Below are 14,350 nucleotides of genomic sequence, written 5' to 3'. Positions count from 1 at the left end.
CCTTGTCAGAGAAATAAAACGCAGCAAGATAAATCAAAAAGCCAGCACATCAAATGTACTGGCTTTTTTTGTGCCTGATTATGCTAGTTTCGTAGGCCTGATGAGGGAGGTACGACCGTATCTTGTAAAACCACTAACTCGCTGAGCGTTTTTTCACCCACACCACAATGCCTTTTTGCAGCAAGATGAAGAACAACAACAAGCCCCCTACTGCCAATTTGGTCCACCAGCTGTTTAACGAGCCATCAAAGGTAATTAGGGTTTGGATGATGCCTTGGATCATGCCGCCCAAGAAGGTACCAAACACATAGCCCACGCCACCGGTTAACAAGGTACCGCCAATCACGACGGCGGCAATCGCGTCTAACTCCACTCCAACCGCCGCTAAGGGATAAGCAGAGCCGGTATAAATGGCAAAAATCACCCCAGACATGGCGCTGTAAAAACCACTTAACGCATAGATTTTAATAATGGTTTTTTTCACCGGTACGCCCAATAACGCCGCCGAATGACTGTCGCCACCCAAAGCATAGACACTCATACCAAAACGCGTGCGACGAGCAATTAGAATGCCTATTGCCAACAACACCAACATGGCCATAGCAATAAAGGTCAAACCACCGCGTCCCGGCAAAGGCAGATAAATATCGTATAGTCCTGAAATAAATGGATGATCAATCGGCACCGCGTCTAGGTTGATCAGATACGCCAAGCCGCGAAACAAGAACATCCCCGCCAAGGTCACAATAAAGGCCTGTATCTCGAAAAACGCAATAATCACCCCCATGGCCGCACCAAAGGCGACGCCGACAACCAAGGCAATGCCAATAGCAAACAAGGGGTGCATGCCCGTATTGGAAATAAGATACGCCATCAACACACCGATAAAGGCGATCATCGACCCAACCGACAAATCAATGCCACCAGACAGAATCACAAAGGTCATACCAATCGCAGTGATGATCAAAAATGCATTGTCAGTCAGTAAATTTGAAAACACCAAGGTGTCACGAAAGCCCTTGTATTCGTACACACCAAAACCATACAGCAGGATGAAAACCAACAGGGTTGCCAGTATTGGCAAGTTACGTTCATTTATCATACTTTCGCGCTCCCTTTATCGGTACTGTTTTTACCGACACTGTTTTTCCCGACACTGTCTTTACCTGCATTCTGCTTTTTCGTAAAAAAACCAGAGATCCATTGACGTGTTTTCGGTGATTGAATCAGCAGCACCGCCAGGATAATGGTCGCTTTCACCACCAAGTTGTATTGCGCTGGCAAACCACTGGTTAGAATCGCCGTGGTTAAGGTTTGGATAATCAGCACACCAACAATGGTCAGCAGCAAATAAATACGCCCGCCCGCTAACGAGGCTCCGGCCAAAACCACCGCCAAAATCGCATCCAGTTCTAGCCATAATCCGGCGTTATTAGCATCCGCGCCACGAATGTCCGCCGCGAGAATAATACCGCTCAGCGCCGCACAAAATCCGGAAAACACGTAAGCCGACAAGACCAACAAACGCGCTTCGATCCCCATCAAACGACTGGCTCGCACATTGGCGCCTACCGCTTCAATAAACAAACCCAGCGCGGTTTTTCGCATCACCACCAGCGTCAATACAATCATGCCTATCGCAATCCACACCCGAATCGGAAACGCCAAGAAATAGCCATTGCCAATGGCGTCCAATACCTCAGAATGAAAAGTGACGATTTGCCCTTCGGTGATCATCTGTGCGATACCGCGTCCCGCCACCATCAAAATCAAGGTGGCAACAATCGGCTGGATAGAAAACACCGACACCAAAATTCCATTCCACAAACCGCACAACATGCCCACTCCCAAGGCGCATACAATCACTAACCAAACGGGCCAATCAGTATTCACCGTCAACACCGCAGTGACCGCCCCAGAAATGGCAATCACCGCGCCCACCGACAAATCAATACCGCGCGTGCCAATCACCACCGCCATGCCCAATGCCACCAAGGCCGTTGGCGTAGCGCGATGAAGAATATCCAACAGGCTACCAAACAAGTGCCCATCCACCATTTGAATGCTCAAAAAACCCGGTGTAACCGAGGCGGTGACCAAAATAATCAACACCAGCGACAACAAGGGCGCGAGCGTTTTTTGATGTTTATGCAGAAAATTATGTTTTTTCATAGAAACAGCTACTTTGAATACTGGCTTATAAAAGAGATTAATAAAGAGACTTACAATCACACTTTAACTGGCAATGGTGCGCAAGATGGCTTGCTCTGACACCTCATCGCCCTGCAGCTCAGATATTTTATGATGGTCTTTCATCACCACCACCCGATGGGCAAACATCACCAATTCTTCCAGCTCAGAAGACGCCACCAACAAGCCCATGCCCTGCTCACACAGCTCTTTAATGATCTGGATAATTTCGTGGTGAGCGCCGATATCAATACCGCGAGTGGGCTCGTCTAAAATCAGCAAGGCCGGATGCGTAATCAACCAACGAGCAAGAATCACTTTTTGCTGATTGCCACCGCTTAACTCACCGATGGGCTTGTCCATATCAGGTGTTTTGATCGCCAAACGCTGAATCATTTCTTCCACTAGGTTTTGCTGCTCTGCCATGGAAATCGGCGACCACCAACCTTTGCTCGCTTGCAGCGCAAGAATCATGTTTTCTCTGACACTCAGTTCCGCCACGATGCCGTCTTGCTTACGATCTTCTGGACAATAGCCCATGCCTTCTTGGATCGCCCGCCGCAAAGACGATTTCGTCAACGAATGCTTACCCAGCGTGACTTCCCCTTGATCTGGTTTCACCGAACCATACGCCAATTCACACAGTTCAGTGCGACCCGAGCCAAGTAGCCCCGCGACGCCGACAATTTCTCCGGCGGCAATGCTCAAATCTAACGGCTGCAAATAACGCTGTTTGCCCACATTATTTAACTGCAAGAGTTCGGTGCGTTCGCGCTTAATGGAATGGTCATGGGCGGTTGGCGCAAGCTCTTCCAACGACTTACCCACCATATGACTGACCAAGTTGGACCGCGTCAGCTCGGCGGTGTTAAAAGTACCGATGCACTCGCCATTACGTAGCACCGTGATACTATCGGTGATGCTGTAGACCTGATCCAAGAAATGCGTGACAAAAATAATGCCCAAGCCTTCGGACTTCAGACGTTTCATCAGATCAAATAACTGCTTGATTTCATCACTGTCCAGACTGGCCGTCGGCTCATCTAAAATCAGCATTTTCGCTTCTGTACTTAACGCTCGGGCAATCGCCACCAACTGTTGAATGGCAATCGAATAGGTGTCTAGCTGGCGCAATGGGTCAATGTCTAAACCGACTTGTGCTAATAATTCTCGGGCGCGGATTTCGGCTTTCTTCCAGCTAATCAGACCAAAGGTTTTTGCTTGATGTTGTAAGGTCAGGTTTTCCATCACCGACATGGTCGGAATCAGGTTCACTTCTTGATACACGGTGCTGATGCCTAAACGCTGAGCATGGCCGCTATCGGAGGCATTAATCGGCATACCGTCTAATACAATTTCACCGCTGTCGCGTGGATAAACGCCGGTTAGCACCTTAATCAGCGTGGATTTACCCGCGCCATTTTCGCCCAACAAAGCACGAATCTCGCCCGGTTGAATCTGCAAAGACACGCCATTAAGCGCTTGAACACCGGTAAAAGATTTGCATAAATGTTGGATGTCGAGCAAAGGACGAACAGCACTGTGCGCCGCTGCGACTCGCAAGGCTTCTTTAGCTATCAGGGGGTCTTTAATTTCTGTAACGGCCAAGGTTTCTTGGACTAAATGCGACATGATTCGCGGTCTCCGTTTTGGCTAACATAAAAAATAATTCACACCTAGGAACAGGAGCGTCTCGCCCCTAGGTGTGTCTGTCTATTATTTACGCTTCGCGTATTCCGCAGCCGCTGTGTCTGGAAGGTACAATGGACCGTTTGCCTTGATCCATTTGTCGACTTTCTCGCCTTTTTGAGACGCTAGAATCGCATCAAATGCTGGGCCACCAAGATGAGGATTCAACTCGATAGTCGCATTGGCTTCGCCATCGGCCATGGCTTTAAAGATATCTGGCACCGCATCAATAGACACCACTAAAATGTCTTTGGTTGGCTTCACGCCCGCTTCTTTCATCGCCAAAATCGCGCCCAATGCCATGTCGTCATTGTGAGCAAACAGCGCGCAAATATTCTTCGCACCGCCTTCGGCTTTTAAGAAACTCTCCATCACTTCTTTACCGCCAGCACGGGTAAAGGAACCAGACTGAGAACGGATAATGGTCATATTGGGGAAGTTACCAATCACCGCGTCAAAGCCCGTTTTACGGTCAATGGCCGCAGACGAACCCACCGAGCCTTGCAGCTCAACAATGTTACAACGACCATTAGTCTGCGCCGCTAACCAAGAAGCCGCCAAGGCACCTTCTTCAGTAAAATCAGACGCCACTTTGGTTAGGTACAAACTAGGGTCTGCCGCCACACCACGGTCAATCAAGACAACGGGGATTTTCGCCCGTTGGGCTTCTTTTAACACTTGATCCCAACCAGTTTCCACCACAGGCGCCAGCAAAATGCCATCAACGCCTTGCGCAATAAACGAACGCACCGCCTTGATTTGATTTTCTTGCTTTTGTTGCGCATCGGAGAATTTTAGATCATAGCCACGGCGTTCAGCCTCAGCTTTAATGGATTCGGTTTCAGACGTTCGCCAGCCACTTTCAGAGCCAATTTGCGAAAAACCTATGGTGAGATCAGCGGCCATTGCCGAAGCAGACAACACAGGAAGCAACACAGAAAAAGTCGTCAGCAAAGCCTTGCGCTTAAAAGCACCCAACCATGGTAACGAATGGCAAACAGAAGAACGAACAGAGAGAGATTGCATACTAGATTCCTTTTTGTTTTTGTTGTGATCTGTACCTGAGCGCCACATAGCAGCTTATTGCCAATCACATGCCACTCTGCCATTGAGAATATAACTCACTTCCTGTGCTTTCAAATGCAAGTTACAGCAAACCTCATATCAATATTGATATGCAAAAACACCGCAACATATCTTTTTCACCCTGTTTATTCAACCACACCCTTGCTCTGCTTCAGCCTAAATACATCTGGCTCAACCACACGCTGGCGGGCAAGGTCACCACAGACAACAAGGTCTGCATGGTAATATAAGCCGACATTCTATCCGCATCGCCTCCTAGCTGGCGCGCCAAGGCATAAGCCGATGTTGCCGTTGGCACCACGCCAAACAAAACCGCCACCAGGGCGGGCAAACCACGCACATCCAGCCACCAACACATCACCCCAATCACCAAAGGAAACACCACAAAACGCGCTACCGACGACATCACAAACGTCATGCCGACAGAACGAATGCTCTCAAAACGCACACTGGCACCCACCGCCAACAACACCAACGGCAACGCCGCTTGGGACAACATTCCCACTACGTCGGAGAGCAAAATAATCGGCGTCCAGCCCAACAAATTCAAACTGCTGCCCAGCACAATCGACACAATCAACGGATTACGAATCAAGGCACTGCTTAATAAACGGGGTAAAGAACTGGAAGACGAACGGTCCGCCGAAGACGGCCCATGCATCAAGGTCATCGACACCACCAAAAACACATTGATGGACGGAATCAGCACCGACGCACCCAACGCCGCCAACACCAGCCCCTCATCACCATACAAGCTGCCCGCCAAGGCTAACATCACGAAGGTATTAAAACGCACTCCCGCCTGCAACATAGACGACGCCGTCGGCGCCACCACCTTCATCAACCACGTACTGGCAAACACAAAAACCGCCGTCACCAACAAGGCAAACAACAAAATAAACGCGTACTTTGGCAACATAGGATTGCTGAAGTCGATCTGCGAGGTTTTATGAAACAACAAGGCCGGAAACAGCAACCAATAAGACAGCTTATCCACCCCCGACCAAAAACCTTCCATCGGAAAGCGCCAACGCTGGCACACCGCCCCCGCCATCAACAACAAAAACACCGGCAACACGGAAAGAGAGAGAGAAAACACAAACACCCCTTAAAAAATAACCCAAATGCCCCCTGCCCGAAAGCACGAGGTAATCACCTGTCAGCCTTTAGGCCGTCAAAAGCCCGATCACACCAAACCAAAACCCTTGACGCGCTAAAGCACGACAAGATCGACGAAATTCGTTTAGCGATACACCCCTTCGCGGGAATGACAAAGCTGCCAATCCTGAATGGCCAATTGTTCTACAAACCACGACAAGCCTTTGCCCGGATCATCTTTACGCCACGCCAAATACGCCATTTGATTTGGCCTTGGCAACTCACACTGACGCAACACCAAACACCCCGAATTCAGCTCCTCAACAATACGATGCTTCGGCAAATACCCCACGCCTAAACCCAAACATTGCGCCTGAATTTTACTGCGCATGGTATCGACCCTAAGCACTTGGCGACTCTCAAAAACACCACTGCTGCGCGCTGGCAAAATTTTTGAACTGTCGGCCACCACAATCGCCGGATAGTGACGTAATTGCGCCGCCGTAATCGGCCCAGCGGTCAAGGCCAACGGATGCGTTGGCGACACCGCAAAGACAAACTCAATCTCGCCAATGGCACGAATATGCACATTGCCTTTTGGCAACTCGCCTGTCGCGCCTATGACCAAATCGGCCCTATCGTCTTGCAAGGCATCCCAACCACCACCGACCGCTTCTTCCGACAAGGTTAACTCAACCGGCCGACTCTGTGACAAAAAGTCCCCCACCACCGACATCAGAGGTGATTCCAGCAGCACGGTATCACGGGCGATTCTCAGCTTAGGCTCCCAGCCGGACTCAAATTGCTTGATCGAATCTTCTAAGCGCATGGCGGCCGCTAAAATGGCTCTCCCCTGCTCCAACACGAGATGCCCTGCTGGCGTGAGCACGGCTTTTTGTCGAGATCGATCAAACAAGGCCACACCTAAATCGTCTTCCAGCTTTTTCACCGTATAGGTCAATGCCGACGGCACCTTGAACAAAGCGTCCGCCGCGGCGGCAAAACTGCCCAACTGATGGATCGCCTCCAATACCCGTAATGCTTCTAATGTCACCGCGTATGCCATTGCTTCACCTTTATTCAATTTTTTTGAAATACTAGCTCAAAACCTTCCGATTTTCTTTTATTTTTCCACCGTCTACACTCACGTCATTCGTTAAGACATGAGTACTTAAACAACTTTTAGGAGAAACACCATGATCACACTTCGCAACGCCCAAGACCGTGGACACGCCAACTTTGGTTGGTTAAACAGCCATCATACGTTTTCATTTGGCAACTACTACGACCCTCAGCACATGGGCTTTTCCCACCTGCGCGTTATCAACGACGACACCGTCACACCCGGCGCAGGTTTTGAAACCCACGGCCACAAAGACATGGAAATCCTGAGCCTAGTACTGGAAGGCACCATCGCCCACAAAGACAGCGCAGGCAACGTAAAAGAACTGCCCGCCGGCGAATACCAACTCATGTCCGCAGGCAAAGGCATTTACCACAGCGAATTCAACGCCTCTAAAAGTGACATGCTGAAATTCTTACAGATTTGGATACAACCCAACCAGCTAGGCGGACAACCGGGCTATCAACAAAAGGAATTTAGCCAAGCACAAGGCTTCACCACCATCATCACCCCAGATGGCGCGGACGGCACACTGCACATAAAACAAAACATGCAGCTGATCCAACTGATCCTAGAAGATCAACAAACCGCCACATGGCAAGCCGACAGCAAGCGCCATTACTACGTGCACGTCATTGAAGGGGAACTCTCGCTAGAAGACGGCATCACCATTAAACCCGGCGACGGCGCAAAAATTGAAGAGGTAACAGAAATACACTTTGAACGACTCAGCGAGCAACGCGTCAAAGCGCTATTGTTTGATCTTGTATAATTTTTCAGCTGATGCTTTTGTCCATAGCCACTTGCTTTTGTTCATAGCCACTTAATATAACCCAAACTAAACCCGTCAAATTCGACGGGTTTAGTTTTATTTGATCACTCTATTCGATAGTTATATTCGATTATAGCTGACAACCAAGGGCTCTTATTATAGAAGTCAAATTGCCACTAGAGATCAAATTGCGACGGCAACATCACCACATCCCGAATCGTCACATGACGAGGACGCGTTAGCATAAATATTAGCGCTTCAGCGACGTCGCTGGCGTCCATCAAGCTGCCTTTTGCTTTGGCTTCTGCGAGTTTTTCTGCGGGCCAATCCGATAGCAGAGACGTAATGACCGGGCCGGGCGACACGGAACCAACGCGAATGCCGTGCTTGCTGACTTGTCTACGCACCGTCTGAACAAAGCAATTTATCGCCCATTTTGACGAGGCGTAAACCGGTTCCCAAGGGGTCGGGAAATGCCCTGCTAACGAGCTGGTGATTAAAATATCGCCCACGCCTCGTTCGATCATATGCGGTAATACATCGCGTACGTTTTTAATAACCACGTTGATATTCAGATTCAACATTCGATCTATGGCGTCGTTGTCTGCATCAACGAGATCACCGCCGACATACAAGCCAGCATTGGCATGAAAAATATCAATCACGTTGGTTTTTTCTAAAATTCGCGGCACCAACGCCGAGCAAGCAACGGGGTCCAACAAGTCCACAGCCAAGGTCACGACCGCGTCACCATGCTTGTCTTGCAACGCTTGCAATGCCGATTCATCTCGGTCAACGATCACCACTTGAGCGCCTTCGGCTATCATGCCTTCAACGCTAGCAAGGCCAATTCCTGACGCGCCACCCGTCACCACCGCGATTTTTCCTATTAATGTTTTCGACATGCTTTTATTCCGCTTATTGTTATTCATTGATAAAAATTCAGACAACAACACGCTACCACTGTATTTATAGAGAGTTCTGCTACTTTTTTGTGCATAACTAATGCAAATCAATCTTTGGTGGCCAGTAATGTTCAATTTTACTGATCATTTACTTCAAAATACTCCGTTACCTTATTTTTCTTTTGTTATATATAGTGCACATATATATTAAGTAACCCCCACCAACACTAAGGTAAGTAAAAATGACAACATTGATTCAAAACATCACCAGCACAACTTCTGGTATCGCTAGCACAATTTTGCGTGTTCCAGTGGGTTTAATTTTAATGGCCCATGGCGCACAAAAACTGTTTGGTTCTTTTGGTGGCTACGGTTTAGAAGGGACGGGGCAGTTCATGGCGTCTCTTGGTTTAGAGCCTGGCTACTTGATGGCGCTGTTGGCAGGGAGTGCAGAATTCTTTGGCGGCTTGGCGCTCGTAATCGGTTTGTTGGTTCGTCCTGCGTCTGCCATTATTGCATTTACCATGCTTATCGCCATTTTTTTTGCACACATCTCAAATGGTTTGTTTATGGCAAACAATGGTTACGAATTCGCGTTAACGCTTTTGGTTGTGGCGCTGTCTTTGGTGTTCAGCGGCGCGGGCTCTTTCTCTGTGGATAAGGCGATTTCGACGAAAAACTAAACGCTATATCTAAGTTATTCCGTCATAAAAAAAACCTCGCTGGGCAACCACCGAGGTTTTTTATTATTCGTATTTGTGCAAGGGTTTATGCTGAGATTGTCGACACAAAGCCATCGGGTTTGACCGCTAAAACCGAGCATTGCAGTTGGGCGAGTATGGTTTCTGCGGTATTGCCAATAATCACCCCAGCGACACCGGAGCGCGCCACGGTTCCCATCACCATCAAATCAGCGCCTAAACTATTGGCTAACTTGGGCAACTCTCGATCAGCCGCCCCCGGTATAATATGAGTTTGCGGTGACAGATAATCAAAGGTTTCCTCTCCTAGCATTTGCTTCAAACCCTCCATCATGGTGTTCATTTGATAGCGTCTATTGCGATATTCGCTTTCAAACAACTGTTTCTCTACTTTTTCTGGTTGTTCTACCCACAAACCAATAAAACCTGTATGAGGCACATCATACGCATTCACCACATGCAGCGTCGCCATTGCGGATAATGCCAGTAAGCTCGACAGCGCTAACAGCGTTTTATTCAATTCATCATTTATTTTTTGATCATCCGTTTCGAACTCATTGCCCAAATCAACCGCGACAATAATGTGTTGGTATTTTGGTTTTTCATTTTTTTTCATTAACCACACAGGAGATGGACATTTGCGCAACAAGTGCATGTCATCGCTGCCCAACAAACGGTCAAGCCAATCTTGATGGGTAACTTCTTTAATCACCAAGTCGAATTTTTTATCCTGCACAGCGCGAATCGTTTCTATGTATTTTTTGCCAAAGCGTATGTCGATACTGGCGTTAAACGGTGGCTCTATGGATTGAATAAGTGCCGCTAACCTTTCGTGTTCGTGCTTTAACAGTTTGCTTTTTATTTCTTCTTCTTGGATACCCGTCAAATGGGAAAGCCCCGCTGACTTTATATCTGGATGAACTTGCAACAGCGTAAAATCAGCTTGGTTAGCCTTGGCCAAATTAACCGCTTGAACAAAGGAAGGTGAAAGTGCATCGGTATCATGATTAGCGACATAAACAATATTATTAAATTTTTTCATGGAGAAATTCCCTTTGTTGGTGACGGTTCAGCTAGACCGTCAAGCAGTAGCTCTGTTGCACGCTCAGCGGCATCCTGAAAAGGTTCCAGAACAAGACTAACACCAAGGCGCTTCAACTCTTCTGTTTCTAATTTACTGTGCGATACAACCGCTAATTTACCACTAAAGCGAGTCGTTTCAACCAGCTGCACAATGGTTCTTCTGGTGTCTTCGAAAGACACCCCAGTATGATGATGCGGAATCGTTGATACGACCCACTTAGCATGCCCCAACGGCAATTCGGCAATAAACTCAGCATCGGTAACATCACCATAGGCCGTATGAAGCCCTAATTGCCCCCAATGTTTCGTCGCTGATGGATTAAAATCCACCCCCAGCACTCTAATCCCTTGTTCAGACAATCGAGTGGCAATGGCGGTACCCAAACGCCCTAAACCAAATACCACAACGTGAGGATGATTGCTTGGGCCTTGCTCGACATTTTGCTCACGGGTGGTATGTTGTCGCTCGAATATTCCCAGTGCTGGTTCAAAAAATGCGTATAACTGATGAGAATAGGTAATCATGTAAGTTGACACCGCGATAGTGATAATGCCAACCAATGTCACCAAACCTAGAACATCCTGTGATACATGCCCTAAGCTGATTCCCATTGCCACAAAGATAAGCGAAAACTCACTGATTTGAGCAACCGTTAGACCGGCTAAAAAAGCCGTCCTTTTTCGATACCCCATCACGCCCATAATGGCCAAGACGATCAATGGGTTGCCAATCAAAACAAACAGCGAAAATAGAATCGCGCCATAGATATGCGAGCCCAGCAATGACAAATCTAAGGTCGCGCCTAATGCAATAAAGAAAAACAACAGCAAAAAATCCCGTAACGGCGCCAGTCTCGCCGCAATGCTTTCTCGAAAAGGCGTAGAAGCTAGCGCAACCCCGGCCAATAAACCGCCTACTTCCATGCCAAGCCCCACCATATTGCCTATTGCAGCAAACAAAGCGGCTTGGGCAATCGCATAAATAACCAACAGCTCAGGTATTTTCGCCAAAAGCCCAGTAAGAGGATTGGCAATATAGCGTATAAAAACAATGACAAATAACAGCAACCCCACACCAGAAACTGCCACTTGCCATACGGACGAGTGACCAGAACCGCCATGCCCAGACCCAATGCCAATCGTCGCCAAAACAATCATTGCCATCACCACGACAAGATCTTGAACGATCAAAAAGCCAAGCGCAATTTGCCCATGTAGCGAGTCGATTTCTCTTTTATCAGACAGGAGTTTTACAATAATAATGGTCGATGAAAAGGTCAGAGCAACCGCAACATACAGACTGGACGTCATATCCAAGCCAATCATCAGGCCGATCAAAAAACCAATAATAGAGGTAAAAGCGACTTGTCCAAGACCGGTTAATACCGACACCCAACCAATCGATTTAATGAGCTTTATGTCCAGTTTTATACCAACCAGAAACAGCAAAATAGCAATGCCTAACTCGGAAAGCAGTTTGATTTGTTCCTTAGAATGCACGATATCTAAAACTGATGGCCCCGCAATCAAGCCAACGGCAATAAAGCTCACGATCAAAGGCTGCCTAAGCAATAAGCCGCCCCCCCCCGTCAGTGCTGCCAACACTAATAAAGCCGCAATTTCATTGAAAGACGACTGGGTAATTAATTCAAACAAGGCAAACTCCTTATATTAACCTAATGAGGAATGGCTCAAAAAATGCGCCTTCCACTCCTAAATCCTCATGCTTATGGCAATCACTGCACAGATCATCAAATACATCGATCGTCTTTTGAGACTAAAGCGCTTTCTCACTTTCTGCCAGTTAAGCTGAACAATTGATAGACCAGAGAAAAGAAGCCCAAGTTCCTTTATGACTGAAGAGATTCTTTTTATTTTGATTTAGATCATAAAAAAGCCCCTGTTGGTAAATCCATCAAGGGCTTGCTGTGTTGTTTGGCGTTAGGGCTAAACAATCCATTTTAAAACAGTCCGTTTTGGGGCCTTAGTCACTCACCACAACACAATTACGGCCTCTGTCTTTCGCTTTATAAAGCGCGGCATCGGCTCGATTAAGCACTTGCTCATAATGATCATCGGTCATTTTAAACATAGCGACGCCAAAGCTGGCGGTAACAAATAAGCCAGTGTCCATTTCCGTGCTGGCGATTTTTTCTCGCAGTGTTTCTGCCACTTGTTGTGCTTTTTCGATCTGTGTATTGGGCAGTAGAACCGTAAATTCTTCGCCACCAAAACGCGCCGCCATGCCTGCACTGTCAACGATGTCCTTCATCACATTCGCTATATTTTTAAGTACGTTATCGCCGACGGTATGACCATATTGGTCATTTACCTTCTTAAAGTAATCGGCATCGGCCATGATGATGGCAAATTCCGTATTATGCTCTCTGGCCAGCTCATACTCTTTTAACAATGCTTCATCTAAAGCTAAGCGATTGAAAATTTTGGTCAGCGGATCTTGTCGAGCAAGGGCTTCCAAAGAGCGATTACTGGCTTCTAATTGCGCGGTTCTGGCTTTTACTTTTGCTTCTAAGGTGACCGTCAATTGCAACAAGGTACGCTCTCGATCCAATAACGACGACATCATTTCCTGCAAAGAACGACTTAGACTCGTTACTTCTTTTAATTGACTGTCATCTTGGAAGGAAACATTGCGATTACCTTGCTGAATATTTCTGGCTGTTTTCGCCAAACGTTCTAAAGGGCGACTCAGCGAGCTAGCAAATCGATACGCCAACCACATGCATAACAGAGTCGAAAACACCCCCAATACCAACAATAATCGATGCACTTCTTTCACGTCTGCCATGGCAATCGCCGTGGGTTGACGAACCACGACTTTCCAACCCAAGTTCGTCGACTCAGGAAAATTCACCGCCACCAAGCTGGTAAGATAATCCTCTCCATCCTGCCAAACCAATGACTGAAACTGATTTTCTTGCGGCAATGCACTAGGCACCTCAATGTCACCAAGGTCGTTATCTGGGTAGAGAACATTGTTTTCATTATCAATAATAAAAATGTCGACGCCTTTTCTTTCCGATACCTGAGTAAACGCAGACGATAAAACATCATCAACCCAAAGCCAGTCCGCGTGAGTGGCGACCACGCCTTTTAACTCACCATCTTCCCCCATCACCGGAGCAGAAAAATCAATAAAGCGAATCGGTGTACCCGTTTGTGATTTTGGAAGCAAGCGCTCAAGCAACAACGCTTTATGGACATCGCCAATAAACGCCCCAGCTTGGCCGTTAATAAACCAAGGACGTTGACTGACATCCGCGCCTTTTAACAGGCCATTACCCGATGCCAACACAACGCCATCCGGATTGGCAAAACCAATCCAAGCATAATATTTATAAGAGTCTTTAATTTGGTCAATGGCTTCTTGTAAGTCGCTCAAGTCCTGCTCTTTAAACAAGGACGAGCGCTTACTCAACAAGATAATTTCTCGCTCCCTTTCTATTAAATTGGCGCTAAGCATGGTGGAAATAGACTGGCTAATATTGACTAAAGACTCACCACTGGCGGTAGAAAGACGTGTCGTCGCAACATGATAAAGGTAGGTAATAAGAACCAAACTAAGAGAAAGCAAAAGCCCGCCCGTTAATAAAGTAATGCGGTTGCGAAACGTATTAAACCCTTTAATAATCATCTAAAGGCCCTCAGCGTAAAAAATTAAAAATACAGCACTCAGTGACAG

At 47.3% G+C, this 14,350-nt stretch carries 12 protein-coding genes; 2 read left to right on the top strand and 10 right to left on the bottom strand.

All coding sequences use genetic code 11. The features are described from left to right. Positions 1–133: 133 nt before the first annotated feature. The 6 genes from yjfF to J8N69_RS10910 all read right to left on the bottom strand — a co-directional run bounded on the left by yjfF (position 134) and on the right by J8N69_RS10910 (position 7,129). Positions 134–1,102, bottom strand: coding sequence for a galactofuranose ABC transporter, permease protein YjfF (gene yjfF / locus J8N69_RS10935; RefSeq protein ID WP_211085223.1), 969 nt, complete (start codon positions 1,100–1,102; stop codon positions 134–136). Beyond that, on the bottom strand, positions 1,099–2,172 hold the full coding sequence (locus tag J8N69_RS10930) for an ABC transporter permease (protein WP_168827546.1): 1,074 nt from the start codon (positions 2,170–2,172) through the stop codon (positions 1,099–1,101). The genes yjfF and J8N69_RS10930 overlap by 4 nt, the downstream gene beginning before the upstream one ends. Before the next feature lie 63 nt (positions 2,173–2,235). Then, entirely contained in the window at positions 2,236–3,822 is a 1,587-nt protein-coding gene (locus J8N69_RS10925; protein ID WP_211085220.1) for a sugar ABC transporter ATP-binding protein, read from the bottom strand. 84 nt (positions 3,823–3,906) lie between these two features. Beyond that, positions 3,907–4,905, bottom strand: a complete 999-nt coding sequence (locus J8N69_RS10920) for an ABC transporter substrate-binding protein (protein WP_269751512.1) — start codon at positions 4,903–4,905, stop codon at positions 3,907–3,909. 211 nt (positions 4,906–5,116) lie between these two features. After that, on the bottom strand, positions 5,117–6,064 hold the full coding sequence (locus J8N69_RS10915) for an AEC family transporter (RefSeq protein WP_168827544.1): 948 nt from the start codon (positions 6,062–6,064) through the stop codon (positions 5,117–5,119). Between the two features lie 144 nt (positions 6,065–6,208). Beyond that, entirely contained in the window at positions 6,209–7,129 is a 921-nt protein-coding gene (locus J8N69_RS10910) for a LysR substrate-binding domain-containing protein (RefSeq protein ID WP_168827542.1), read from the bottom strand. 130 nt (positions 7,130–7,259) lie between these two features. Between J8N69_RS10910 and J8N69_RS10905 the strand changes: the two genes are divergently transcribed. Beyond that, the gene (locus J8N69_RS10905; protein WP_168827540.1) at positions 7,260–7,958 is read left to right on the top strand and encodes a pirin family protein; all 699 of its coding nucleotides are present in this window, start codon (positions 7,260–7,262) and stop codon (positions 7,956–7,958) included. Positions 7,959–8,134: 176 nt separating this feature from the next. Here J8N69_RS10905 and J8N69_RS10900 read toward each other — a convergent pair whose 3' ends face one another. After that, positions 8,135–8,863 carry an SDR family oxidoreductase gene (locus J8N69_RS10900; RefSeq protein ID WP_168827538.1) on the bottom strand — a complete coding sequence of 243 codons (729 nt, stop codon included), beginning with the start codon at positions 8,861–8,863 and terminating at the stop codon, positions 8,135–8,137. A 242-nt stretch (positions 8,864–9,105) separates the two neighbouring features. Between J8N69_RS10900 and J8N69_RS10895 the strand changes: the two genes are divergently transcribed. Beyond that, a complete protein-coding gene (locus J8N69_RS10895; RefSeq protein WP_168827536.1) occupies positions 9,106–9,546 on the top strand; it encodes a DoxX family protein in 441 nt (146 codons plus the stop codon). 85 nt (positions 9,547–9,631) lie between these two features. On the opposite strand, the gene J8N69_RS10890 is transcribed toward J8N69_RS10895, so the two are convergent. The 3 genes from J8N69_RS10890 to J8N69_RS10880 all read right to left on the bottom strand — a co-directional run bounded on the left by J8N69_RS10890 (position 9,632) and on the right by J8N69_RS10880 (position 14,302). Further along, positions 9,632–10,606 (bottom strand): universal stress protein, encoded by a 975-nt coding sequence (locus J8N69_RS10890; protein ID WP_168827534.1) that lies wholly within the window; start codon positions 10,604–10,606, stop codon positions 9,632–9,634. After that, positions 10,603–12,303 (bottom strand): cation:proton antiporter, encoded by a 1,701-nt coding sequence (locus tag J8N69_RS10885; RefSeq protein ID WP_168827532.1) that lies wholly within the window; start codon positions 12,301–12,303, stop codon positions 10,603–10,605. The genes J8N69_RS10890 and J8N69_RS10885 overlap by 4 nt, the downstream gene beginning before the upstream one ends. A 328-nt stretch (positions 12,304–12,631) precedes the next feature. Beyond that, the gene (locus J8N69_RS10880; protein WP_168827530.1) at positions 12,632–14,302 is read right to left on the bottom strand and encodes a sensor domain-containing diguanylate cyclase; all 1,671 of its coding nucleotides are present in this window, start codon (positions 14,300–14,302) and stop codon (positions 12,632–12,634) included. Between the last annotated feature and the right edge of the window lie 48 nt (positions 14,303–14,350).

Origin of the sequence: Marinomonas profundi, assembly GCF_020694005.1 — a bacterium.
Lineage (GTDB): Bacteria > Pseudomonadota > Gammaproteobacteria > Pseudomonadales > Marinomonadaceae > Marinomonas > Marinomonas profundi.
Note: the sequence above shows the minus strand (reverse complement) of the source record. Positions and strands in the feature narration are given on the sequence as shown.

What these genes read in the sequence shown, in the direction of transcription:
- J8N69_RS10880 (WP_168827530.1), bottom strand. Translation starts at nt 14,302, where the DNA reads ATGATTATTAAAGGGTTTAATACGTTTCGCAACCGCATTACTTTATTA.
- J8N69_RS10920 (WP_269751512.1), bottom strand. Translation starts at nt 4,905, where the DNA reads ATGCAATCTCTCTCTGTTCGTTCTTCTGTTTGCCATTCGTTACCATGG.
- J8N69_RS10900 (WP_168827538.1), bottom strand. Translation starts at nt 8,863, where the DNA reads ATGTCGAAAACATTAATAGGAAAAATCGCGGTGGTGACGGGTGGCGCG.
- J8N69_RS10925 (WP_211085220.1), bottom strand. Translation starts at nt 3,822, where the DNA reads ATGTCGCATTTAGTCCAAGAAACCTTGGCCGTTACAGAAATTAAAGAC.
- J8N69_RS10930 (WP_168827546.1), bottom strand. Translation starts at nt 2,172, where the DNA reads ATGAAAAAACATAATTTTCTGCATAAACATCAAAAAACGCTCGCGCCC.
- J8N69_RS10890 (WP_168827534.1), bottom strand. Translation starts at nt 10,606, where the DNA reads ATGAAAAAATTTAATAATATTGTTTATGTCGCTAATCATGATACCGAT.
- J8N69_RS10910 (WP_168827542.1), bottom strand. Translation starts at nt 7,129, where the DNA reads ATGGCATACGCGGTGACATTAGAAGCATTACGGGTATTGGAGGCGATC.
- J8N69_RS10895 (WP_168827536.1), top strand. Translation starts at nt 9,106, where the DNA reads ATGACAACATTGATTCAAAACATCACCAGCACAACTTCTGGTATCGCT.
- J8N69_RS10905 (WP_168827540.1), top strand. Translation starts at nt 7,260, where the DNA reads ATGATCACACTTCGCAACGCCCAAGACCGTGGACACGCCAACTTTGGT.
- yjfF (WP_211085223.1), bottom strand. Translation starts at nt 1,102, where the DNA reads ATGATAAATGAACGTAACTTGCCAATACTGGCAACCCTGTTGGTTTTC.